The following is a 22,915-nucleotide window of genomic DNA, read 5'->3' as shown; positions in this document are numbered from 1 at the left end:
CTTCCGGCAGCGCCCCCCGTGTCCGCTGCCGCTGGGTAATTCTTGTTCCCGGGCCGCTTATCCGTCAGGCCTTTTCCTTGACGTAACGACCGGGCGCGGGCTCAACCGGCGCGTACTTCGCATTGCCCAGCCGGTTGCGCGCCGCAACCTGCTTGCCTCCGTATGGCCTGAGCCATTCGATCCAGTTCAGCCACCAGCTGCCCTTCTGCTCGACCGCCCCGTCGAGCCATTCCTCCGGGTCGGCCGCGTTTGAGGCATTCACCCAGTAGCTGCGGCGATTCTTCGACGCCGCATTGATCGCTCCGGCGATGTGGCCGCTCGCACCGAGCACGAAGGTGGTTTCCCCACCCAACAGGCCGCGCGAAAGGTAGGCGCCCTTCCACGGAACGATGTGATCCTCACGCGTCGCGAGCAGATATGCCGGCACGTCGACTTTGCCCAGATCAACCTTCACGCCGAGCATTTTGAGCTTGCCCGGCATACGCAGGTTATTTTCCAGATACATGTTACGCAAATACCAGGTCAGGAACGGCCCCGGCAGATTCGTGCTGTCGGAATTCCAGTACAGCAGGTCGAACGCCTGCGGCTTGTTGCCCTTCAGATAGTTGCCGACGACGTATTGCCAGATGAGGTCGTTGGCACGCAGCGCCGAAAAGACGTTTGCCAGCTCTTGCCCGGGCAGCAGCCCCCCTTTGCCGATCGCAGCCTCGCGTGCGGCCACGCTTGCCTCGTCGACCAGGCAGCCGAGCTCGCCCGCGTCCGCGAAATCGAGCAGCGTCGTCATTAGAGTAAGGCTCGCCACGGGATCTTCGCCACGCGCACGCGCGATACCGAGTGCCGACGTCAATATCGTGCCACCAACGCAGAAGCCGAGCACGTTCGGTTTCTTCACGCGCGTGACGGTGCGCACGACCTCCAGCGCCTTGAGCGGCCCCTTCTCGAGGTAGTCGTCCCAGGTCGCCGCGGACTCGGCCGCCTTGGGATTCTTCCACGATACGAGGAAGACCGTGAATCCCTGCTCCACGGCAAATCGCACGAGCGAGTTGTCGGGCTGCAGATCGAGGATGTAGAACTTGTTGATGCAGGGCGGCACGATCAGCAGCGGCACCTGTGCGACCTTGTCGGTGAGCGGCGCGTACTGGATGAGCTGCATCAGCTCGTTTTCGTAGATGACCGCTCCCGGCGACACGGCGATGTTGCGTCCGACCTCGAAGGCGCCATCGTCGGTCATCGACACGCGTCCCTTTTCGAGATCGGCGATCAGGTTCTTGATCCCGCGCGTGATGCTCTCGCCTTCGGTGTCGAGGGCCGTCTTGATGAATTCGGGATTCGTCGCGGCGAAATTGGACGGCGCGAGCGCATCGATGTATTGCCGCGTCAGGAACTGCAGACGCGACTTGGCACGGCCGTCGGCCATCGGCAGTTCGTCGGAAACCTGGCTGAGGAAGCTGGCGTTCAGCAGGTAGGCCTGGCGGATGTAGTCGAAGACCGGGCTATCGTTCCATTCCGGCGCCGAAAACCGCCGGTCTCCCGGCCCGGGGGAAATGACGGGCGCGGCTTTCTCGCCCGGCTTCAGTTGCAGCATCGACGACCACAGCGCAACGTGGCGCGCGGCGAAATCCTGCTGCAGACGGGTAAACGCGTCGGTTTCGGGCATCGTGACGCCTGACGCCGCCTCGCCGCTGCTGTCCTGCATGACCGCATGCTGGCGCGCGATGGCCTGAAAGAAGTTCTGCGCCATTGCCTGGCCGAACTGCAGCATTCCCTCGATTGCGGGGTTGCCCTGGTTGTTGTCGGATTCGGACATCAGCCCCTCCTGAGGCGCAGGTTCGGACGCATGCGGATTTCACTGGTCATCTTGATTCTCCCTGGACCGCATGCGGTCCCCGGCGCCACACCCGCAGTGCCGCAGGTAGAATCGGCGCCATGTACATTATTGCAATCGCCTGGTTGTACGTCGTGCTGATCGCGGCGATCTCGGACACGACGGTCATTGGCGGCGTGCTCACCTTCGTGTTCTGGGGGCTCGGCCCACTGGCCCTCTTCCTCTGGCTTGCCGGAACACCGGCACGCCGCCGCGCCGCAGCCCGCCGCGAAGACGCAAACGAGGCACCGTCGAACGATAGAACCGATTCGAATATCGATCAATAGCGGGAAAGGCCGGCCTTCAATCGGAGAGCCATACGAGCGAAGCCAGCCGTCCCGTCACGCCGTCGCGACGGTAGGAAAACCAGCGCAAGGGGTCGGAGTATGTGCACACGTCGCCGCCGTACACCCGCTCTACCCCGATCGCACGCAGGCGCTGGCGCGCCAGTTCGAACAGGTCCGCATACCACTTGCCGGCGGATTCTGCGGGGAGGAACGCACGCGCGGCGTCCTTGTCGGCAGCAACGAAGCGCTCCCTGACCTCGCTACCGACTTCGAAGGCATCCGGTCCGATGGCGGGCCCCATCCACGCCATGATGCGCGCGGGCGCCACATCCATGCGTGCGACCGTCGCATCGAGAATGCCGGACGCCAACCCCCGCCACCCGGCGTGAGCGGCGGCCACGACCGAGCCGTCGTCATCGCAGAACAGCACCGGCAGGCAGTCCGCGGTCATCACGGCGCATACTGCGCCGGCCTTGCGCGCGACCGCAGCGTCGGCACGCGGCACAACGCCCTCAGCGCCCGCGCTTGCGGCATCCCACACGTCCGTGCCGTGAACCTGGTTCAGCCAGCATGGCTCCGCCGGCACGACGGCACGCAGGATGGCCCTGTTGCGGGCGACCGCGATCGGCGAATCACCAACATGGGCACCCAGATTCATGCTCGCCCAAGGCCCATCGCTGACTCCGCCGTGTCGCGTCGTGACCAGCGCGCGCACGCGCTCGGGAGCGGGCCAGTCGGGTTCGAACCAGTCTGGACTCATGCGGGCGTCTCCGCGCGGATGATTGCAAGCAGGCTGTCGAAGTCTTCGGGCAAGGGCGACTCCCACGCCATCTCCTCGCCGCTCGCGGGGTGAACAAGACCCAGGCGGAAGGCATGCAGGGCCTGGCGCGGGAAATCATCGAGAATCGGGCTGCCGCTGCGCCGGCGGCCGTAGGTCGCGTCGCCGACCAGCGGATGGCCGATGTGCGCCATGTGTACGCGGATCTGGTGTGTGCGCCCGGTCTCGAGCCGGCATTCGACGAGTGTCGCGCGTGCGAAATGTTCACGCACGGAATAGCGTGTGACGGCCACACGCCCGGCCGAATGCACGGCCATCTTCGTGCGCTGGGACGGGTGCCGGCCGATCGATGCATCGACGACGCCGGGCCCGGTCACCATGCCATGCACAAGCGCGAGATAGTGACGCCTGACGGTGCGCGCCTGCAGCTGGCGCACGAGATCGGTCTGCGCCTCGAGGGTCCGGGCGACGACCATCAGGCCGCTGGTGTCCTTGTCGAGGCGATGTACGATGCCGGCGCGCGGTATGTTGGCAAGTTCCGGCGCGTGGTGCAGCAGCGCATTGAGAAGCGTCCCGCTCCAGTTGCCGCTGCCTGGATGCACGACGAGACCGGCCGGCTTGTCGATGACGAGGATGTAGGCATCCTCGTAGGCGACGTTCAGCGGGATATCCTCGGGGGCCTCGGCGACCTCTTCGGGGGTCGGCGCCGCGTCGACTTCGAGGACTTCGCCGCCCCAGACCTTGAACTTCGCATCATGAAGGCCGCCGTTGAGGCTGACGCGACCGGACTTGAGCCAGCCTTGCAGGCGACTGCGCGAGTGCTCGGGAAACAGGCGCGCGAGTGCTTGATCGAGGCGCAGGCCGGCACAGTCGCCCGGTATCGTCAGCCTGTGGTGCGAAGCAGCCTCGTCCAGTGGGCTATAATCGTCCAGTTCATTCACGCGAGTTTTTTCGATGGCCAGGTTCACCCTTGGAAGTTTAGCGGTTATCGGTGCATTGCTGCTCGGCGGATGCGGCCTGTTGCCGGAACAGATCGACGAGACGGCGGGCTGGAATGCCCAGAAGCTGTACTCTGAAGCGAAGAACTACATGGCCGAGGGTTCCTACGAACAGGCCATCAAGCTCTTCGAAAAGCTCGAGGCACGCTTCCCCTATGGGCGTTATGCACAGCAGGCGCAAATCGAGGTCGCCTACGCCCACTACAAGTCGTATGAGCCGGCACTGGCCATCGCGGCGGCGGATCGCTTCATCAAGCTGCACCCCAACCATCCGAATGCGGATTACATGTACTACCTGAAGGGCCTGGCGACCTTCAACGAGGATCTCGGGCTGCTCGCCGGACTGTCGAACCAGGACCTGTCCGAGCGTGACCCGAAGGCCGCACAGGAGTCCTTCGACACCTTCGGCCAGCTGGTAAACCGCTTCCCGAGCAGCCGCTACGCTGAAGATTCACGGCAGCGCATGCAGTACCTGGTGAATTCGCTCGCCCAGCATGAAGTGCATGTCGCGCGCTACTACTACAAGCGCGGCGCCTACGTGGCGGCCATCAACCGGGCGCAGGCGACGATCAAGACCTACCCGAATGCCCCGGCGACCGAAGAGGCGCTGTTCGTTCTGGTCAAGAGCTACGATGCACTGGGCATGAGCGACCTGCGCGACGACGCGGAACGCGTGATGCGCAAGAACTTCCCCAACAGCGTGTATTACGCGGGCGGTCCGAAGGACGGCCGTCCGTGGTGGCAGCTCTGGTAATAGGAGCCGCCCCGCCGTCCGGACGGACGCCAGGTCCGTCCGCCAAGTGCCCCTGTCACTTGCGACCGTAGGTATCCTCGAAGCGCACGATGTCGTCTTCGCCGAGATAGCTCCCGGACTGGACCTCGATCATCTCGAGCATCATCTTTCCCGGGTTCTCGAGACGGTGTGTTACCCCCAGCGGGATGTAGGTCGACTGGTTTTCGGTGAGCAGGAAGGTTTCGTCGCCCCGCGTGACCTTCGCGGTGCCACGCACGACGATCCAGTGCTCGGCACGGTGATGGTGCATCTGCAGGCTGAGCGCGGCACCCGGTTTCACTTCGATGTGCTTGACCTGGAAGCGCTGTCCATCGTCGACCGAATCGTAACAACCCCACGGCCGGTGGATCTTGCGATGTGCGTAAACCTGGCTACGCTTGTCCGCCTTTAGGCGCGAGACGACCTTCTTGACGTCCTGCGTGCGGTCCCTGTGCGCGACCATCACGACGTCGGGCGTTTCGACGACGACGAGCCCGTCCAACCCAACACATGCGACCATGCGGCTGGTGGCATGGACGAGGCTGTCGGTGGTGCCCTCGAATACGACGTCGCCGCGCGCCGCATTGCCGGCGCAGTCCTTCTCCGCAAGAGACCACAGCGCATCCCAGGCGCCGACGTCGGACCAGCCGACCGACATCGGCACGACGCACGGTGCGATACCCAGTTCGGGCGCACCGGCAAGCTTCTCCATCACCGCGTAGTCGATCGAGTCGGATGGGCAGGCCTCGAAAGCGTCCCGCCCTATCCGTATGAAGTCGATGTCGCGAACCGCGCCGTCCAGGCTGGCCTCGCACGCGCTCAGCATCGCCGGGTTGAAGTGGCCGATCGCGTCGAGCCATACGCTGGCGTGCACCATGAACAGGCCACTGTTCCAGAGGTAGGCCCCGCTTGCGACGTACTCCGCCGCGGTGTCCGCGTCCGGCTTCTCGACGAAGGCTGCGACCTCGCGCACACCCGGACCGCATTCGCTGCCGGAACGGATGTAGCCGTAACCGGTTTCCGCGCGTTCCGGGACGATGCCAAACGTGACCATTGCGCCGCCCTGCGCCGCCTCGAGCCCGATCGCGACGGCACGATGGAATGCTTCAGGCTCGCGGACGACGTGATCGGCAGGCATGACCAGAAGCACCCCGTCACCGTTTTCGCGCGCCACCGTAAGGGCAGCGAGTGTCAGCGCCGGAGCGGTATTGCGGCCGATGGGCTCGAGCAGGATGCGGTACGCCGGACGTCCTGTCGCACGCAGCTGCTCGGCCGTGATGAAACGGTACTCTTCGTTACACACAACGATGGGCTCGGCTGCAACGGGAAGGCTTCCGGCAAAACCATCGAGCCGGGTCGCGGTCTGCTGGAGCATGGTGTCGTCGCCGATCAGCGCCAGCAGCTGCTTGGGATATTGCTCGCGGGAGAGCGGCCATAGCCGTGTGCCGGAACCGCCGGAAAGGATTACGGGGTGAAGGTGCATGCTGATCTACCGTCGACATTCAGGGGTGCGAATCGGGGAAAGGCGGAGCACTCATGGTCCGGCTCCCGCCCGGCGCGTCCGAAGGATACGTCAAGAACGCCGGATCCCGCCCGGGACGCACCACCGTGAACGTAAGCAAATTCTGCGGCACACGCATGCACGTCGCTTCGCCGGCAGCGATCACGACCGCCCGCGACAATCGCTCATCGCGTTGAAGGCTGACGCAACGGTCCGCTCAGCGCATTCCCGCCTCCGCACCAGTCGCATCGGGAGTACCATTTACTCGAAAATCTGCGACCCAAAGTCCATTCGCGATGATCCTGAAGCCCGCCGTTGCCTGCAGCGCCCTTTTGACCACCCTGTTGTCGCTGCCCGCAGCAGCCGATGCATCCTTCGAACGCTGCATCGGCGAGTTGCGCGCGGAAGCACAGACGCGTGGCATCAGGACGGAAACCTTCGATGCACTCACACGGGCGCTCGAACCCGACCGTTCTGTCCTTGACCAACTCGATTACCAACCCGAGTTCCGCACGCCGATCTGGGACTATTTGTCAGGACTCGTTGACGACGAACGCATCGCCGATGGCCAGGCGATGATGGCACAGTGGGCCACGACACTGCAGGAGGTCGAGACGCGATACGGCATCGACCGGGCAACGATCGTGGCTGTATGGGGCATCGAGAGCAACTTCGGCCGCAACTTCGGCAAACGCCCGCTGCTGGCCTCGCTCTCCACCTTGTCCTGCTTCGGTCGACGGCAGAGTTTTTTCCGCAGCGAATTCTTCGCAACCCTGAAAATCATCGAGAGCGGCGATGTCGACGCAGCGCGGCTGACCGGCTCGTGGGCGGGCGCCTTCGGGCACACGCAGTTCATGCCTTCAACCTTCGCACGGGTGGCGGTGGACTTCGACGGCGACGGCCGGCGCGATCTCATCGACAGCATTCCCGACGCTCTCGCCTCGACGGCGAATTTCCTCGCCCAGGCCGGCTGGGTCAGCGGACAACCGTGGGGGCATGAGGTGACACTGCCGGCCGGATTCGACTTCGCACTCGCGGGCAGGCACAACAAGCGCTCGATCGCGGAATGGGGGCGACTGGGCGTCCGGCGTATCGACGGTCTTCCGCTCGAGCCCTCGACCACCGCAGCGGCCATCCTGCTGCCCGCGGGCGAGGGCGGGCCCATCTTCCTCGTGCAACGGAACTTCGAGGCGCTCTATTCGTACAACACCGCCGAAACCTATGCGCTTGCGATTGCCCACCTGTCCGATCGGCTGCGCGGCGGTGGAGCTTTCGTCAAACCATGGCCGACGGACGATCCCGGCCTCTCACGGACCGAACGCCGCGAGGTGCAGGCCCTGCTGACACGCCTGGGTTATCCGGTCGGGGAGATCGACGGGATAATCGGGAAGACCAGCCGAGAAGCCATCCAGGATGTCCAGAAGATGAACGGACTGGAGCCGGACGGCCGGGCCGGCCGCTACATGCTGCGCGTACTGCGCCGGCTCGCCGGAGAAGCGCAGGGCGGGGGCAGCTGAGGGCGACCGGGTTTCGGACCCTGATCTCCGCACCCCTGGAGCAATGCGCCCCGCGCCTGGGATAAGGTGCAGGAAGATCCTGCGCCGCTGACGGTTACCGCCCACGATCGCCGAACGCTTCGCTGCGGAACGGTACGACGGTCATCGGTTCGGGCGCGGACACCCCGGGGAGGCCGTCGCTCTCCGGCGACACGAATTCTCTCAGCAAATCAATAGCCTGCAAAATAGACACGAATGAAGTCGTCAGGAACCGACAGTTTTTTGGCGCGCTGCAGCACCACGTCCGTACAGCGCCTTCCCCTGCGCGCTAAAGACCTTGATCGGAAAGGGTTTTTAATTCGTTGGCATGGAAACTGCGGTAGGGACCGGCGGCAAGTGCCGTTCCCCGTCTTCACAGGAGCTTCAACATGGTCGATTCCCTCGTCAAAGGCGTCGCACGGTTCCATCGCAGCTACTTCCGGAAGAACCGGTCGAAGTTCGTCGAACTCGTGCGCGAAGGGCAAAACCCCGACACGCTGTTCATAACCTGCGCTGACTCCCGCATCATCCCGCATGCACTCACCCAGTCGGACCCGGGCGACCTGTTCGTGATGCGTAATGTCGGCAACATGGTTCCCGCGCACCGTCCGGGACAGGAATGCAGCTCCACCGGCGCCGGCATCGAGTACGCGGTATCCGTCCTTGGAGTATCGGAAATCGTCGTCTGCGGCCACTCGCACTGCGGCGCATGCGCCGCCCTGTACCAGACCGAACATCCCGACGAACTGGCGCTCACCCGCAAATGGCTCGCACAGGGAAGCCGGGTGCGCGATCTCGTACTGGCACAGCGGGCTCATGGCGCCCCCTCCGCCCGGCCGCGGTTCGGCGGCCGGGTGGAGCGCGAGCACATGATGCGCGCGACCGAACAGGCCATGGTCGTCCAGCATCTTGCAAACCTGATGACGTACCCGGCAGTGGCCCGTCGCGTCGCCGACGGCAGCCTGGCTCTCCACGGCTGGTATTACGTCATCGAGCGAGGAGTCGTCGAAGCATACGACCCCGAGCAACTTGCCTTCGCACCGGTTGTCCGCCGCAGTCTTCCGGCCCGACCGCGTACCACGGCCCTGCTTGCGGCGTCGTGAGCCATCGCGTCACGCGCCCACTGATTCAGGAGGTCAGCTTGAAAACACTCATATCGGGATTCAGCCCCAACAACATTTTTGCCGGTTTCATCGTTGCGGTCGTCGCTCTCCCGCTATGCATCGCCTTCGCGATCGCATCGGGAGCAAACCCCATGGCCGGCATCGTTTCGGGGGTCGCAGGCGGCTTGATCGCCGGCCTGTTCGGCAGCTCCCGCTTCCAGGTTTCCGGCCCTGCAGCGGCCTTCATCACCATCATCTACGGGTTGATCGCCGAACACGGCCCGCAAGTCCTCCTCGCGGCGACATTCCTCGCCGGGCTGGTCGTCATCGCCATCGGCCTCCTTCGCCTCGGCAAGGCAATGGAACTGATGCCGCACTCGGTCATCGTCGGATTCACCACCGGCATCGGGGTCCTGATCCTGCTCGGCCAGATTCCGGCCGGACTCGGAATCGAGGCCAAGGGACACGACATCATCGAAAAACTCGCCTACACGGCCACTCACCTGCGCGACGGTAACCCGTGGGAGCTGGTGGTCATGATCACCACGGTCGCCGCTGCGCTGCTGTGGGGCCGGACGCGCCTGGCGAAATGGCTGCCAGCACCCCTGGTCGCACTACTCACCGGCACCCTCCTGTCCCTGGCGCTGGCCAGCGCCGCTCACCCCGTACGCACCATCGGCGCGCTATACGAGATTTCCGTCGCCAGCGTCGGTGTTTCGCCGGATTTCCTCGCAACACTGACAACCCATCTGGACAAAATCGTCCCTGCCGCATTCACGCTCGGCATCCTGATCGCCGTCGAATCGCTACTCTCGTCCAAGGCGCTGGACGCGATGACGAACACCCGTCACAACCCGGACCGCGAACTGTTCGGCCTCGGTCTGGCGAATCTCGTCGTCCCCTTCATCGGCGGACTGCCGACATCGGGCGTGATCGTGCGCGGCAGCACCAATGTCATGAGCGGCGGGACGGAAAAGACGGCCGCAATCCTGCACGCTGTGTTCCTCGCTGCCTTCGTTGCCCTGCTCTACGGCGCCATCAGCCTGCTGCCCATGGCCTCGCTTGCCGCGGTGCTGCTGCTCACCGCGCACCGCCTCATCGAAGTGCATGAAATCCGCACCATCGCGAGAATCGACCGGCGCGAGGGCATGCTCACGGTGCTGACGGTGCTCTTGACCGTCACCATCGACCTGACGGTCTCGGTTCCGGTGGGTATCGCCCTGATGCTCGTCCTCGCCTTGCGCGGCATGCTGGGCGACCATCGAGTCGACGTGCGCGACCTGCGCGGACAGGCGGTACTCTCGGTCAATCAGGGGATCAGCTTCCTGACGAGTTCGAGCGTGGCAGGCGAAATCGCCGCACGTCTCGCGGACGGAAAGGTGCGGACGCTGGACCTGTGCGAGATGTCCTACCTCGACGCCACCGGCGCGCTGATGCTCGCCGAGCTGCTCAACCGCCATCCGCAGGTGCAGGTGTGGGTCGCAGAACGCAGCAATTCCGACAAGCTGCACCGTGCCGGGGTTGCCCTCCCGCGCATCGAATTGGTCGGCAACCGCGTCGTGAATCTGCCGGAGGTGTTCCAGCGCATCCAGACTGCCGCCGGCTGACCGGACATCCGACCGATCGGCCCGTATGCCGCCTGCACGGGGGACGCAGCTTGCGTCCCCCTTTTCGTTTCCCCGGCCTGCACGAACCGCTCTACTCGGATGCGCTCGATAAGCGTGTCTATACTGGAAGTGGGTCGCTACCGGACGCGGCCCGACATGAACGAATAGACGTTCGGGAGGAGGGGTCCATCATGTCAGCCATCAACTACTATCCCGGCCCTGGCACACCGCCGGAGCTTTCCACCGAGGACCGTCGAACACACGCGGCCGATCCGGAAGCAGCACCGAAACGGCGACTCGACGACACGTGGTTCAACAAGGTTCGCTGGCCGGCTTTTCTCGTTTTCTGGTTCGTAATGGGCTTGGTCGTGTTTGCCTACCTGTTCCAGGCAATGTAACGGTGCGCGGGAAGGCCCCGGGAAGCTCGCAAGTTCGAATCGGGCGCACGGAAAGCAAAAAGGCCAGTCTTTCGACTGGCCTTTTTGCTTATAACCGTGGCGCGCCCGGCAGGATTCGAACCCACGACCCCCTGGTTCGTAGCCAGGTACTCTATCCAACTGAGCTACGGGCGCTAAAGAAGCAGCATTATAGCCTGCTTTTTGAATCGGTCAAGTCCGCACGCTCCGCATTCCTGCGTGCCAAATTCCCCATCCATAAACGAAAAGGGCACCCGAAGATGCCCATTTCAATCAAGACTGGCGCGCCCGGCAGGATTCGAACCCTCGACCCCCTGGTTCGTAGCCAGGTACTCTATCCAACTGAGCTACGGGCGCATTTGCTGACACAGTCCCGTTCGGGACCTGGCAACAGCTGGCGGAGAGGGTGGGATTCGAACCCACGGTAGGCTCGCACCTACGCCTGATTTCGAGTCAGGTACATTCGACCACTCTGCCACCTCTCCGACTCCCACATGGGCTAGCCTTGCGGGAGGCCGAATTATACGCAGAAAATTCCGCGCGGCAACAACAACACAAAAAATTTTTTATGCGCGCGCCCAATGGCATCAGGCCGGCACCTTCGCGCCGACTTCCTGAAACTCCTCGTATGCCCGAACCGCCTCCGCCGCATACATCAGGGTCGGACCGCCGCCCATGTACGTACAGATGGCACGGGCCTCCATCAGCTGGCCGCGGGCCACCCCGAGGCCGATCAGGGTCTTCACGTTAAAGCCTATGCAGGCATCGCAGCGTGAAGAGACGCCGATCGCCAACGCAATCAGTTCCTTGTGCAGCGCAGGAAGCGCCCCGTCGCGCAAGGCGCCGCGTGCAAGCTGGCTGAATCCGTTCATTGCCTCGGGGGTTTCGGCACGCAAGGTGTAAAGAGCCTTGGACACATCGCGCGTGATCTGAACGAAGGACTTTCCGGCCATGATGCTCCCCATGCATTTAAGTGTTTTCTAACGCATCAAGATCGCACACGCCCGGGAAGCATCCGCCGCAGGACGGCGGAATTCGCCCGGCATTGCCCAATCCTCCGGACTCACTCAGAATCATGCGGTTATGTTCAACGGTACGACTGCTTGCGCACTTTTCTGATCATCGTCGCTGCTCTCTTCGTCGTCGGCTGCGAGCCGGGCGCAACACCGAAGCTCGCCGATCTCCATCAGGTCGCCGACTATCGGAGCGCTGGCGAACTACGCGTTGCGACCCGGATCGATCCGGCCTCCTATCGCAACAATGGCGACGGAAAGGCATCCGGCTTCGATCATGACCTGCTGCAAAAGCTGGGCGAACATCTCGGCATTCCGGTCCGCTTTATCCTCTTTCCCGACGCCACGAGAGCACTGGAGGCTGTCATCCGGGGGCAGGTCCATCTCGCCGCAGCGGGAGTCGGCCGCAACGACAGGTTGCCGCTCACGTGGACCAGCCCGCTACGCGAGATCGATTACGTCGTCGTCGGACGCGCCGAAAACCCGGAATTCATCGACGAAAAGGCATTGGCGGGACGCACGGTGTCGGTGCGGCATGGTTCGCTCGCGGCCGACCACCTGAACCAGGTCCGCAAGCGGGTTCCGGGCATGAACCTCCATTTCCCGGCGAACGCTGCCGACGCGCGCCTGCTCGACGAACTGGCCGCGGGCCATCTGGACCTCGTCGCCACGGACCGGGTTCATTTTGCGCTGGCCGCGCAGACGTCTCCGAACCTGGCAGTCGTCTTCGACCTGCCCGTAGGTTCCACGGTCGGATGGGCGCTCCCCCCGGATGCGAAAGGCGGCCTGGCGACCGAGATCGAAGACTTCCTCGCCGGCACGCGCACCAACGACACCCTCGCACGCCTGTCCGACCGCTACTTCGGCCACATACGCCGGCTCGACGACTCCGCGGTCACGGCCTTCCTTGCCCGCATCCAGGCCCGCCTTCCGCACTACCGCCCGCATTTTCAGGAAGCGCAGGCGCGGACGGGCGTAGACTGGCGCTTTCTCGCCGCCCTCGCCTATCAGGAGTCGCACTGGGATCCGCTCGCGACCTCGTGGTCAGGCGTGAGGGGAATGATGATGCTGACGTCAGAAACAGCGGACCGCCTGGGCGTGCACGACCGTCTCGACCCGCGCGAGAGCATTCTCGGAGGCGCCCGCTATTTCGCCATGCTCAGGGAGCAGCTCCCGGACGACGTGCCCGAGCCGGACCGTTCGTGGATGGCGGCGGCCGCCTACAACCTCGGGATGGGGCACATGAACGGCGCCCGGACGATCGCCCAACGGATGGGCAAGAACAACGCCAGCTGGCTGGACATGAAGGCGGTGCTGCCCCTGATGTCGAGGCCCGAATACGCCAGCCGCCTGAAGGCGGGCGCGGCCCGGGGCGGCGAGGCCGTGATCATGGCGGAGAACATCCGCAACTATCACGACATCCTGCTGCGCCTCGAACACGCCTATATCCCGCCCCTTCAGCCGACAGGACTGAAGCTCGGGGCGACCGCGAAAACGCCGCACCCAAGCGACGGTTAGCCGCGCGGTTCGAGCACCTCGATACCGCCCATGTAGGGCACCAGCGCCTTCGGCACGACAACCGAACCGTCGGCCTGCTGATAGTTTTCCAGCACGGCCACCAAGGTCCGGCCGACCGCAAGACCGGAGCCGTTGAGTGTGTGCACGAGCTCGTTCTTGCCCTGCGCATTCTTGAACCGCGCCTGCATGCGGCGCGCCTGGAAGGCCTCGAAGCAGGAGCACGACGAAATTTCGCGATAGGTGTTCTGCGCGGGCAGCCACACCTCGAGGTCGTAGGTCTTGGCCGACGAGAAACCCATGTCGCCCGTGCACAGCACGATCTTGCGATAGGGCAGCTCGAGCTTGCGCAGGATGGCCTCCGCGTGGCCGGTCATCTCCTCGAGGGCCGCCCAGGAATTGTCCGGATGCTCGATCCGCACCAGCTCGACCTTGTCGAACTGGTGCTGGCGGATCATGCCGCGCGTGTCGCGCCCGTAGCTACCCGCCTCGGACCGGAAGCAGGGCGTGTGGCTGACGAATTTGAGCGGCAAGGCGTCGCAGGGGAGCAGTTCGCCACGCACGATGTTGGTGACCGGCACCTCGGCTGTCGGAATCAGGTAGAAGCGCCCGTCGTCCCACGGCACGGCAAACAGGTCCGCCTCGAATTTCGGCAGCTGGCCGGTTCCGAACATGCTGTCCGCGTTGACTAGGTAGGGCACGTACACTTCGGTGTAGCCGTGTTCGCGCGTATGCACATCGAGCATCATCTGCGCCAGCGCGCGATGCATACGGGCCACTCCCCCACGCATGAGCGCGAAGCGCGAGCCGGTGATCTTGACCGCTGTCTCGAAGTCCAGGCCGCCCAGACCGCCCCCGACGTCGACGTGATCGCTGACCTTGAAGTCGAATTCGCGCGGAGACCCCCAGCGGCTCACCTCGACGTTCGCTGCCTCGTCCTTGCCGACCGGCACGCTCACGTGCGGCAGGTTCGGCAAGCCGGCAACCAGCGCCTCGATGCGCGCGAGCAGCACGGACAGCGCCTGTTCGTTGGTCTTGAGTTCGTCGCCGATGCCGGCCACCTGGGCCATCACGGCCGCGGCGTCCTCGCCCTTGCCCTTCAGGATGCCGATCTGCTTCGAAAGCGAATTGCGCTGCGCCTGAAGTTCCTGCGTACGGGTTTGCAGATTCTTGCGCTCGTTCTCGAGCGACACGAACTCCGCGGAGTCGAAACTCATGCCGCGCGCGGCCAGCGCGCTGGTTACGACGTCGATCTGATTGCGTAGCAGTTGGATGTCAAGCATGGTTTTTCCGAAAGTCTTTCAAATCAATGAATAGGCGATCAATACTGCGACGGCACTTCGTAATCCGTCGCCAACTCGTTCTGTCTCATGACATTTTAGGGCAAAATTGCCGCAATGCCGCAACGCACAATTATATTATTCAAATCAATCATTTATCGACACATTTTGAGCAAACAATTCCTTGAATTCGGCGCCTCGTGGCTTATAGTAAATATCCGAAGGAAGCGCCGCACAGACGGCGCACGCCACATTTGAGGAGATACGCATGCTGTCGATCCGTGACTGCCTTGATTATTGCGATTTGACCGACGACGAAGTTGCGCTGATTGCCGAACATGAAGGAATTCCCGATGGAGCCGCCGCACAGATCGTCTGCGGCATGGTCCAGACGACCGAAGGCGTGCTCGTACTCACAGGCTATATGCAGGACCTGATCGACCGGGCCACCGAGCGCGGCGACATCGCACAGGCCGAACGCGCCAAGAACGTCCAGGCCCGTTTCATGGCCGACCATCCCCTACCCCACTGAGCCCCCGGACCGCCTTATTCCTTCCTGCCGCGCTCGCCGGACCTGGGTTCCGGCGTCACAGCCGCATCGAGTTCGCGCAGATGTTCGAGCTTGGCTGTGATGCGCGCTTCCATGCCGTAAGACGTAGGCCGATACCAGCCCGGCGGCGCCAGCCCGTCGGGGAGGTAGGTTTCGCCCGCAGCGTAGGCTTCCGGCTCGTCGTGGGCATAGCGATAGGTCTTGCCGTAGCCCAACTCCTTCATCAGCCTCGTCGGCGCATTGCGCAGATGCAACGGCACCGGGCGCGACACGTCGTTCGCCACGTGCTGCCGCGCAGCGTTGTAGGCCTTGTAGACGGCGTTCGACTTCGCCGCGCAGGCAAGGAAGATGGTTGCCTGCGCGAGCGCCAGTTCGCCTTCGGGCGAGCCCAGCCGCTCGTAGGTCGTGCAGGCGTTCAGCGCGATTTCGAGCGCGCGCGGATCAGCCAGGCCGATGTCCTCGACAGCCATGCGCACAAGCCGGCGGCCGAGGTATAGCGCATCCGCGCCGCCATCCAGCATCCGGCACAGCCAGTACAGGGCGGCATCCGGGTTGGAACCGCGCACCGACTTGTGCAGGGCCGAAATCTGATCGTAGAAGGCTTCGCCTCCCTTGTCGAAGCGCCTGAGCTTGCTCGACAGGGCGTCGTCGACGAATTCCGGGGTGACCGGATTCACGCCCGCCGTCTCGGCGGCAACCTGGACCTGCTCGATCAGGTTCATCAGCCGCCGCGCATCACCATCGGCGAAACCGATCATGCGTTCGCGCGCCGTCTCGTCGAAGATGAGTTGCGGGCATGCCGTCGCCCTTCCGCGCTCGAATAATCCGCCCATCGCATCATTGTCGAGCGGCTCCAGCACATACACCGCCGCGCGCGAAAGCAGGGCGGAATTGACCTCGAAGGAGGGATTTTCCGTCGTCGCGCCGATGAAGGTGACCAACCCCTGTTCGACAAAGGGCAGGAAGGCATCCTGCTGCGCCTTGTTGAAGCGATGCACCTCATCGACGAAGAGGATCGTGTGGCGTCCTCGCGCCTTGGCGGCCTGCGCCTGGCTGACAGCCTCGCGGATATCCTTGACGCCCGAGAACACCGCCGACAGGGCGACGAAATCGGCATCGAAGGCCTGCGCCATCAGCCGCGCGAGCGTGGTCTTGCCGACGCCGGGTGGCCCCCACAGGATCATCGAATGTGGCTTGCCGGATTCGAAGGCGAGCCGCAGGGGCTTCCCCGGGCCCACGAGATGGCGCTGGCCGGCAATATCGTCGAGCCGCTTCGGCCTCATCCGCTCTGCCAGCGGCACACGCTGCGGTTCCACCGAATCGAAGAGATCAGCCATCGCCGGCCCCGGTCTCAGTCGCCTATCACGTCGGCCCCGGGCGGCGGCACGAAACGGAACTGTGCGGGATCGGGGCGTGCGCCGGCCACCAGCGAGCGGAACTCGATAAGCGTCGTCTGTCCGAAGTTGTCCTTGAGCTCCATGCGCTTCAGGGTACCGCCTGCAAAGCCCATGCGCATCGACTCGAAGCTGCTGTCGGCCTGTCTCGGCTTCGCGTGCACCCATTCCAGCCCTTCCGACGCTCCCGCCTCGGCGAGCTCGAAATTGCGCTCGATCGCGTCGTCCCCGGAAAGGATCGCTGCCGGCGTGCTGCCCAGTGCGTCGCCGAGGCGCTTGACCGTGACCTGATTCAGGTCGCGGTCCCAGGACCACAGCTTGTCGCCGTCGCTGACGAGCACCTGTGCATACGGCTTGTCGTACGTCCAGCGAAACTTGCCCGGACGCGCGAATATGAAACTGCCGCTCGCGCGCTGCGGCTTGCGCCCCGACGCCGCGAACACGGTCTGCTCGAACTCACCCTGCGCGCTGCGCGCGGTATCGACAAACTGCCGCAGCTGCGCAATTCCGCCAGCCGAAGCGACGCCCGTCGCGCACACCAGCGCCAACGCGGCGCCAAGGCGCAGCCCTGTCCTGAATACAACTCCGGTAAGACTCACTCGCCCTCCTTGGCCGGCACGATCACTTCGCGATTGCCGTTCGCTCCCATCGCCGACACGAGCCCGGCGCGCTCCATCTGCTCGATCAGACGGGCCGCACGGTTGTAGCCGATGCGCAAATGGCGCTGCACCAGCGAAATCGACGGACGCCGCGTCTTGATGACCACCTCCACCGCCTGGTCGTACAGAGGATCGGCCTCGCCATCCCCCTCGCCGCCTCCGCTGCCGCCGAGCGCCGCATCGAGATCGTCCTCGGGCGCGGACAGGATGCCTTCGACGTAGTCGGGCGGGCCGCTGCGCTTGAGGTAGTCGACGACCTTGTGCACCTCCTCGTCGGCGACGAAGGCACCGTGCACGCGCACGGGCAGGCCCGTACCCGGGGCCAGGTAGAGCATGTCGCCCATGCCCAGCAGCGTTTCCGCCCCCATCTGGTCGAGGATGGTGCGCGAATCGATCTTGCTCGACACCTGGAAGGCAATGCGCGTCGGCACGTTGGCCTTGATCAGGCCGGTGATGACGTCGACCGACGGGCGCTGCGTCGCGAGGATCAGGTGGATGCCGGCCGCGCGCGCCTTCTGGGCGAGCCGTGCGATCAGCTCCTCGACCTTCTTGCCGACCACCATCATCATGTCCGCCAACTCGTCGACGATCACGACGATGTGCGGCAACTGCTCGAGCGGCTCGGGATTGTCCGGGTTGATCGCGAACGGGTTGGTCAGCGGTTTTTCGGCCTTCTCCGCTTCGATGACGGCCTTGTTGAACCCGGCCAGGTTGCGCACGCCGACTGCCGCCATCAGCTTGTAGCGCTTGTCCATCTCCACCACGCACCAGTTGAGCGCGTTGGCGGCGTGCTTCATGTCCGTGACGACCGGCGCGAGCAGATGCGGGATGCCCTCGTAGATCGACAGCTCCAGCATCTTCGGGTCGACCATGATCAGGCGGACCTTCTCGGGCCCCGCCTTGTACAGCAGCGACAGGATCATCGCGTTGATACCGACCGACTTGCCGGAACCGGTCGTACCGGCAACCAGCAGGTGCGGCATCTTGCCCAGGTCCGCGACCGCCGGCTGGCCGCCGATGTCCTTGCCGAGCGCCACCGTCAGCGACGAATGCATGTCGTGATAGGCCTTGGAGCCGAGGATCTCGGACAGACGCACGGTCTGGCGCTTCACATTCGGCAGCTCGAGTGCCATGCAGGACTTGCCAGGCACCGTCTCGACGACGCGGATCGACACGAGCGACAGCGCACGCGCGAGATCCTTCGCAAGGTTCACGACCTGGCTACCCTTCACCCCGGTCGCCGGCTCGATCTCGTAGCGCGTCACGACCGGCCCGGGATAGGCCGCCAGCACCTTGACCTCGACACCGAATTCGCCGAGCTTGGTTTCGATGAGGCGTGAGGTGAATTCCAGCAACTCGGCCGCGGGCGGCTCGATTTCGCCCGAGGGCTGGTCGAGCAGACTCAGTGGCGGTATCGCCCCGGCCGCCACGGGCAGATCGGTAAACAGCGACTGCTGCCGCTCCTGCCGGAGCTCCTTCTCGACACGTTCCGACTTCGGCACTTCGGCGACCGCAGGCTCGATGCGCAGCTGCGGAGCGGGCGCCACCACCGTCTTGCGGCGCTTCGTCTCGACAACCGCCTCGCGTTTCTGAGCGACCTGCTGTCCGGCCTTGCGGTCCTGCCATCCCTGCCACGCGGTCTGCGCACCCAGCCACGCCCGCTCGAGCGAAAGGCCGACCCGCTCGATCGCCGAAAGCCAGGATATGCCGGAGAACAGGCTCAGCCCGGACGCGAATAGCGCCAGGAGCAACAGCGTGCCGCCGGTGAAGCCGAGGTAACGCTGCACCAGCTGACCCAGTTCGACGCCCACGAGACCGCCCGGCCCCAAGGGCACGCTGGCACCGTGCGAGTAGAAACGCAGTGCCTCCAAGGCGCTGCTCGACAGCAGCACCACGAAGAACCCGGTCAGAACGAAGAAGAAGGAGCGGCGATCGAGCTGGACGTCATGGCGCAGACGCCGGAATCCCCACACGAGGGCATAGGCGAGGAACACGACCCACCACCACGCGGACAGACCGAACAGGTAGTAGAGCAGGTCGGCCAGCCAGGCGCCGAAACGCCCGCCGGGGTTGCTGACGCGCGCGACTTCGGCGGCGTGCGACCAGCCGGGGTCGGACTTGCTGTAGCCGAGCAGGACCAGTCCGACATACAAGGACATCACGCCGAGAATCAGCCAGCGCGCTTCCTGCAGCAAGAGGGAAATCCGCTCCGGCAGCGGCTGGAAACGGGAAGACTGACGGGACGACATCGGCGCGGGACCCAAGGCCCTGGAGAATCGACAATTCGCGATTATATGCGATCAGCCATCCCGACCGATGACGCTGTTGCGAAGCGATACAGCGAACGCTGCACCCCGGCCTCAGACGTCATTCAGGCGGTCGCGCAGGACGATGCCGTGATCGGTTTCCTCGATGAGCCCCTGCGATCCGAGGTCCTTCATCACGCGGCTCACCATCTCGCGGGAGGCGCCGATCATCTTCGCGATGTCCTGCTTGGTGATCTTGCGCACGACGATCGCCTCGCCATCGACGTCTTCCGACATCTCCAGCAGCAGTCGCGCGACCCGCCCGTACACGTCCATCAACGCGAGCGACTCGATCTTGCGGTCGGCATTGCGCAGGCGATCGGCGAGGTTGCACATGATGCGCCAGGCCACCTCGAAGTTATCCTGCATGATGCGCCGGAAGTCGTGCTTGGCGATCAGCACCAGGTCGGCCGGCGTCACCGCGACGACCGACGCCGATCGCGGCTGCTCGCCGAACATCCCCATTTCCCCGAAGAGCTCGCCCTGCCCCAGGATGCTGAGGATCACCTCGCGCCCATCCTCGTCGCTGACGATCACCTTGAGGCTGCCGGTGAGCACGAAATACACGAAGTCGCTGCGATCACCCGCATGCAGCACGCCCTGGCCGCGGGGAATGCGGCGCATCACGGCCGAGTGCGCCACCGCCAGCAAGGTCTCGTCGGACAGCCCGTGAAACAGCGGAAACGTCCTCAGGGCGGCCGTGGAAACTGCAGTAGCCTGTGTCATGGATCCTCCGGAAACGGCGGTGCGATGAGTATCGGCGCGAACATCGCCGACGGCGCGACAAATGTGGCCCATTATAAGCTGATTGATGCTGCCCGAATCCATGGCAAGGTCGCCCCGCCGATCGAAACCGGGCAGGCGATTAGTCGAAGCTATGACCGTCATTGAATCGAACGGCCATGCCCCTCGGCTATAATTATGGGATTGCCAACCAGAAAGAAGACATCGCCATGACGACCAAGCACGCACGTCTGCTCATCCTCGGTTCCGGCCCCGCCGGTTACACCGCTGCCGTCTATGCTGCACGCGCGAACCTGAATCCGGTCCTCGTCACCGGACTCGCTCAGGGCGGTCAATTGATGACCACCACCGAGGTCGACAACTGGCCGGCCGATGCGGACGGCGTCATGGGTCCGGATCTGATGGCGCGCTTCCAGAAACATGCGGAGCGCTTCAACACCGAGATGATCTTCGATCACATCCACACCGTGAAGCTCGCCGAAAAGCCCTTCCGGCTTGTCGGTGACGCCGGCGAATACACCTGCGACGCACTGATCATCGCGACCGGCGCAACGGCCAGGTACCTCGGCCTGCCGTCCGAGGAGAAGTTCGCCGGCCGCGGCGTTTCCGCCTGTGCCACCTGCGACGGCTTCTTTTACAAGAACCAGGACGTGGCAGTCATCGGTGGCGGCAACACCGCAGTCGAGGAAGCGCTGTATCTGGCGAACATTGCGAAAAAAGTCACCGTCGTGCATCGCCGCGAGAAGTTCCGCGCCGAGAAGATCCTCATCGACAAGATGATGGAGAAGGTCGCGGCCGGCAAGATCGAGCTGGCGCTCAACGCCACGCTCGACGAAGTGCTCGGCGACAACACCGGCGTGACGGGCATGCGCGTGAAGGACATGAACACCGGCGAGACCAAGGACGTCGCGCTGCAGGGGGTGTTCATCGCGATCGGCCACAAGCCGAACACCGACATCTTCGAGGGCCAGCTCGAGATGGAAGGTGGCTACATCGTCACCAAGGGCGGCCGCGAGGGCGACGCGACCTCGACGAGCGTGCGCGGCGTATTCGCCGCCGGCGACGTGCAGGACCACATCTACCGCCAGGCGGTGACCTCGGCCGGCACCGGCTGCATGGCCGCCCTCGACGCGGAACGCTACCTCGACGCGCTCGGCAGCTGATCCCGTGCCACGCCCGCCCCGCCCAGCCTCGTCCGCTGACCGGAGCGGGCCTTCGAACAGCCCGTTCGACGGGCTGGCCCCGTTGCGGGGCAAGCTGCGCGAAGAGCGGGTGTTCGGCCGCCGGATCGAGCGCCCCGCCACCGGCAGCGATACGGGCCAGACTCCGGCCGCCGATGCGGACGACGCCGACACCGGCCTCTTCCGCGCCGCGCTGCAGGACGTGAAGCCGCTGCCGCCGTCGGCGCGCAGGGCCGAGCTCGAAACCCCCAAACCGCCTCCCGTTCGCCGCCCGCAAGCACCGGAAGCCGAAGACGCATCGCCTGCCGCCCCTCAGCGGCGGCGGCCGCCTCGCAACGACAGCGAACTCTTCCGCTTCGCGATGGATGACGTCATCCCCATCGATCACGGCAACCGCGCCGAAGTCGGCGTGGATCGCCGCCGCGCGCGTCATCACGACACGCACGGCTCCGCACCGTCCGACGCGCGGGAGCCTGATTTCCTGCTGCTGCCCGCCGATGCGGACAGCGCCGACCCGACCGATCTCTTCCACTACGCGGCACGTGGCGCCAAACCGGTCGACACGCGCAATCGCGCCGAGATCGAAGCCCCCCGGGCCGAGCCCCACCCGTTGAAGCACGTCGAGGATGAGCGCGAAGCATTGCGCGAATCGATGGAAGCGCCGATGACGCTGGAAGACAGGCTGGAAACCGGCGAAGAAGCGGCTTTCCTGCGGCCGGGGCTACCGCGCCGCGTGCTCACCGACCTGCGCCGCGGCCGCTGGGTGCTGCAGGCCCAACTGGACCTGCACGGCTGCAATCGCGACGAGGCACGTGAGGAACTCGCGCATTTTCTTGCCGCGAGCCTGCAGCAGGGCCGGCGCTGCGTGCGCGTGATCCATGGCAAGGGTCACGGCTCGCCGGGCAAGCAGTCCATACTGAAACACCTGTCGCGCGGCTGGCTCGCGCAACGCGAGGAGATCCTGGCCTTCTGCCAGGCGGGCCCGCACGACGGCGGTTCGGGGGCGCTGCTGGTGCTGCTCAGGGCGAGTAACGCGACCCGCCCCTGATACCGGCGCCGCTCAGATCGCGGCTTCGTTCGTCTCGCCGGTGCGGATGCGCACGACCTGCTCGACCGGCATCACGAAGATCTTGCCGTCGCCGATCTTGCCCGTGTGAGCGGCCTTGATGATGGCATCAACCGCCTGATCCACCAGGTCGTCGCCGATGACGATCTCGACCTTGATCTTCGGCAGGAAGTCCACGACATACTCGGCACCGCGGTATAGCTCGGTATGCCCCTTCTGCCGGCCGAAACCCTTCACCTCGGACACCGTCAGGCCGGCGATGCCGACCTCCGAAAGCGCCTCGCGGACTTCGTCGAGCTTGAACGGCTTGATGATGGCTTCAATCTTCTTCATTTCGATCTCCTCG

The 22,915-nt window shown here is 64.6% G+C and carries 22 protein-coding genes and 3 tRNA genes; 11 read left to right on the top strand and 14 right to left on the bottom strand.

Translation table 11 applies throughout. The features are described from left to right. Positions 1 to 64: 64 nt before the first annotated feature. Positions 65 to 1,807: a class I poly(R)-hydroxyalkanoic acid synthase gene (phaC, locus tag F464_RS0118125; RefSeq protein WP_018991261.1), complete on the bottom strand. Its 1,743-nt coding sequence runs from the start codon at positions 1,805 to 1,807 to the stop codon at positions 65 to 67. Between the two features lie 119 nt (positions 1,808 to 1,926). Between phaC and F464_RS0118120 the strand changes: the two genes are divergently transcribed. Continuing rightward, positions 1,927 to 2,151, top strand: a complete 225-nt coding sequence (locus F464_RS0118120) for a hypothetical protein (protein ID WP_018991260.1) — start codon at positions 1,927 to 1,929, stop codon at positions 2,149 to 2,151. A 16-nt stretch (positions 2,152 to 2,167) separates the two neighbouring features. On the opposite strand, the gene pgeF is transcribed toward F464_RS0118120, so the two are convergent. After that, positions 2,168 to 2,911, bottom strand: a complete 744-nt coding sequence (gene pgeF, locus F464_RS0118115; RefSeq protein ID WP_018991259.1) for a peptidoglycan editing factor PgeF — start codon at positions 2,909 to 2,911, stop codon at positions 2,168 to 2,170. After that, positions 2,908 to 3,870, bottom strand: a complete 963-nt coding sequence (rluD, locus tag F464_RS0118110) for a 23S rRNA pseudouridine(1911/1915/1917) synthase RluD (RefSeq protein WP_018991258.1) — start codon at positions 3,868 to 3,870, stop codon at positions 2,908 to 2,910. The genes pgeF and rluD overlap by 4 nt, the downstream gene beginning before the upstream one ends. A gap of 13 nt (positions 3,871 to 3,883) precedes the next feature. Here rluD and F464_RS0118105 point away from each other — a divergent pair, with 13 nt between their 5' ends. Continuing rightward, positions 3,884 to 4,681, top strand: coding sequence for an outer membrane protein assembly factor BamD (locus F464_RS0118105; protein ID WP_040395458.1), 798 nt, complete (start codon positions 3,884 to 3,886; stop codon positions 4,679 to 4,681). 55 nt (positions 4,682 to 4,736) lie between these two features. Here F464_RS0118105 and F464_RS0118100 read toward each other — a convergent pair whose 3' ends face one another. Continuing rightward, on the bottom strand, positions 4,737 to 6,182 hold the full coding sequence (locus F464_RS0118100; RefSeq protein WP_018991256.1) for a mannose-1-phosphate guanylyltransferase/mannose-6-phosphate isomerase: 1,446 nt from the start codon (positions 6,180 to 6,182) through the stop codon (positions 4,737 to 4,739). A 314-nt stretch (positions 6,183 to 6,496) separates the two neighbouring features. On the opposite strand from F464_RS0118100, the gene F464_RS0118090 reads away from it, so the two are divergent. The 4 genes from F464_RS0118090 to F464_RS0118075 all read left to right on the top strand — a co-directional run bounded on the left by F464_RS0118090 (position 6,497) and on the right by F464_RS0118075 (position 10,843). Then, positions 6,497 to 7,717 (top strand): lytic murein transglycosylase, encoded by a 1,221-nt coding sequence (locus F464_RS0118090; RefSeq protein ID WP_018991254.1) that lies wholly within the window; start codon positions 6,497 to 6,499, stop codon positions 7,715 to 7,717. Between the two features lie 407 nt (positions 7,718 to 8,124). Continuing rightward, positions 8,125 to 8,838 carry a carbonic anhydrase gene (locus F464_RS28920; protein WP_018991253.1) on the top strand — a complete coding sequence of 238 codons (714 nt, stop codon included), beginning with the start codon at positions 8,125 to 8,127 and terminating at the stop codon, positions 8,836 to 8,838. 38 nt (positions 8,839 to 8,876) lie between these two features. Further along, positions 8,877 to 10,445, top strand: a complete 1,569-nt coding sequence (locus F464_RS0118080; protein ID WP_026296120.1) for a SulP family inorganic anion transporter — start codon at positions 8,877 to 8,879, stop codon at positions 10,443 to 10,445. 191 nt (positions 10,446 to 10,636) lie between these two features. Next, complete coding sequence (locus tag F464_RS0118075; RefSeq protein WP_018991250.1) at positions 10,637 to 10,843, top strand: hypothetical protein; 207 nt, start codon at positions 10,637 to 10,639, stop codon at positions 10,841 to 10,843. A 97-nt stretch (positions 10,844 to 10,940) separates the two neighbouring features. Here F464_RS0118075 and F464_RS0118070 read toward each other — a convergent pair. From F464_RS0118070 to F464_RS0118055, 4 genes are all read right to left on the bottom strand, one after another. Then, a tRNA-Arg gene (locus F464_RS0118070) sits at positions 10,941 to 11,017 on the bottom strand. A gap of 124 nt (positions 11,018 to 11,141) precedes the next feature. Beyond that, a tRNA-Arg gene (locus F464_RS0118065) sits at positions 11,142 to 11,218 on the bottom strand. A 38-nt stretch (positions 11,219 to 11,256) separates the two neighbouring features. Continuing rightward, positions 11,257 to 11,346, bottom strand: a tRNA-Ser gene (locus F464_RS0118060). Between the two features lie 102 nt (positions 11,347 to 11,448). Continuing rightward, positions 11,449 to 11,814, bottom strand: coding sequence for a carboxymuconolactone decarboxylase family protein (locus F464_RS0118055; RefSeq protein ID WP_018991249.1), 366 nt, complete (start codon positions 11,812 to 11,814; stop codon positions 11,449 to 11,451). Positions 11,815 to 11,964: 150 nt separating this feature from the next. Here F464_RS0118055 and mltF point away from each other — a divergent pair, with 150 nt between their 5' ends. Then, entirely contained in the window at positions 11,965 to 13,392 is a 1,428-nt protein-coding gene (gene mltF / locus F464_RS0118050; RefSeq protein WP_018991248.1) for a membrane-bound lytic murein transglycosylase MltF, read from the top strand. Here the strand turns inward: mltF and serS are convergent. After that, on the bottom strand, positions 13,389 to 14,672 hold the full coding sequence (gene serS / locus F464_RS0118045) for a serine--tRNA ligase (protein WP_018991247.1): 1,284 nt from the start codon (positions 14,670 to 14,672) through the stop codon (positions 13,389 to 13,391). The genes mltF and serS overlap by 4 nt on opposite strands. A 265-nt stretch (positions 14,673 to 14,937) precedes the next feature. Here serS and F464_RS0118040 point away from each other — a divergent pair, with 265 nt between their 5' ends. Continuing rightward, a complete protein-coding gene (locus F464_RS0118040) occupies positions 14,938 to 15,201 on the top strand; it encodes a hypothetical protein (RefSeq protein ID WP_018991246.1) in 264 nt (87 codons plus the stop codon). A 14-nt stretch (positions 15,202 to 15,215) separates the two neighbouring features. Here F464_RS0118040 and F464_RS28915 read toward each other — a convergent pair whose 3' ends face one another. The 4 genes from F464_RS28915 to F464_RS0118020 form a co-directional block, all read right to left on the bottom strand. Next, positions 15,216 to 16,556 (bottom strand): replication-associated recombination protein A, encoded by a 1,341-nt coding sequence (locus tag F464_RS28915; RefSeq protein ID WP_018991245.1) that lies wholly within the window; start codon positions 16,554 to 16,556, stop codon positions 15,216 to 15,218. Between the two features lie 14 nt (positions 16,557 to 16,570). Beyond that, positions 16,571 to 17,212, bottom strand: coding sequence for an outer membrane lipoprotein chaperone LolA (lolA, locus tag F464_RS0118030; RefSeq protein WP_040395453.1), 642 nt, complete (start codon positions 17,210 to 17,212; stop codon positions 16,571 to 16,573). Continuing rightward, positions 17,209 to 19,521, bottom strand: a complete 2,313-nt coding sequence (locus tag F464_RS0118025; RefSeq protein ID WP_026296118.1) for a DNA translocase FtsK — start codon at positions 19,519 to 19,521, stop codon at positions 17,209 to 17,211. The genes lolA and F464_RS0118025 overlap by 4 nt, the downstream gene beginning before the upstream one ends. Positions 19,522 to 19,632: 111 nt before the next feature. Beyond that, positions 19,633 to 20,304 (bottom strand): Crp/Fnr family transcriptional regulator, encoded by a 672-nt coding sequence (locus F464_RS0118020; RefSeq protein WP_018991242.1) that lies wholly within the window; start codon positions 20,302 to 20,304, stop codon positions 19,633 to 19,635. Positions 20,305 to 20,328: 24 nt separating this feature from the next. On the opposite strand from F464_RS0118020, the gene F464_RS31055 reads away from it, so the two are divergent. The 3 genes from F464_RS31055 to F464_RS30485 all read left to right on the top strand — a co-directional run bounded on the left by F464_RS31055 (position 20,329) and on the right by F464_RS30485 (position 22,551). Continuing rightward, complete coding sequence (locus tag F464_RS31055) at positions 20,329 to 20,469, top strand: hypothetical protein (RefSeq protein ID WP_018991241.1); 141 nt, start codon at positions 20,329 to 20,331, stop codon at positions 20,467 to 20,469. Between the two features lie 62 nt (positions 20,470 to 20,531). Further along, positions 20,532 to 21,485 (top strand): thioredoxin-disulfide reductase, encoded by a 954-nt coding sequence (gene trxB, locus F464_RS0118010; RefSeq protein WP_026296117.1) that lies wholly within the window; start codon positions 20,532 to 20,534, stop codon positions 21,483 to 21,485. Between the two features lie 82 nt (positions 21,486 to 21,567). Then, a complete protein-coding gene (locus F464_RS30485; RefSeq protein WP_018991239.1) occupies positions 21,568 to 22,551 on the top strand; it encodes a Smr/MutS family protein in 984 nt (327 codons plus the stop codon). 12 nt (positions 22,552 to 22,563) lie between these two features. Here the strand turns inward: F464_RS30485 and F464_RS0118000 are convergent, their stop codons facing one another. Beyond that, positions 22,564 to 22,902 (bottom strand): P-II family nitrogen regulator, encoded by a 339-nt coding sequence (locus F464_RS0118000; protein ID WP_018991238.1) that lies wholly within the window; start codon positions 22,900 to 22,902, stop codon positions 22,564 to 22,566. Between the last annotated feature and the right edge of the window lie 13 nt (positions 22,903 to 22,915).

The organism is Aromatoleum toluclasticum ATCC 700605 (genome assembly GCF_000378245.1).
Taxonomy (GTDB): domain Bacteria; phylum Pseudomonadota; class Gammaproteobacteria; order Burkholderiales; family Rhodocyclaceae; genus Aromatoleum; species Aromatoleum toluclasticum.
The sequence above is the reverse complement of the archived record's forward strand: the minus strand, read 5'-3'. Positions and strand labels throughout refer to the sequence as shown.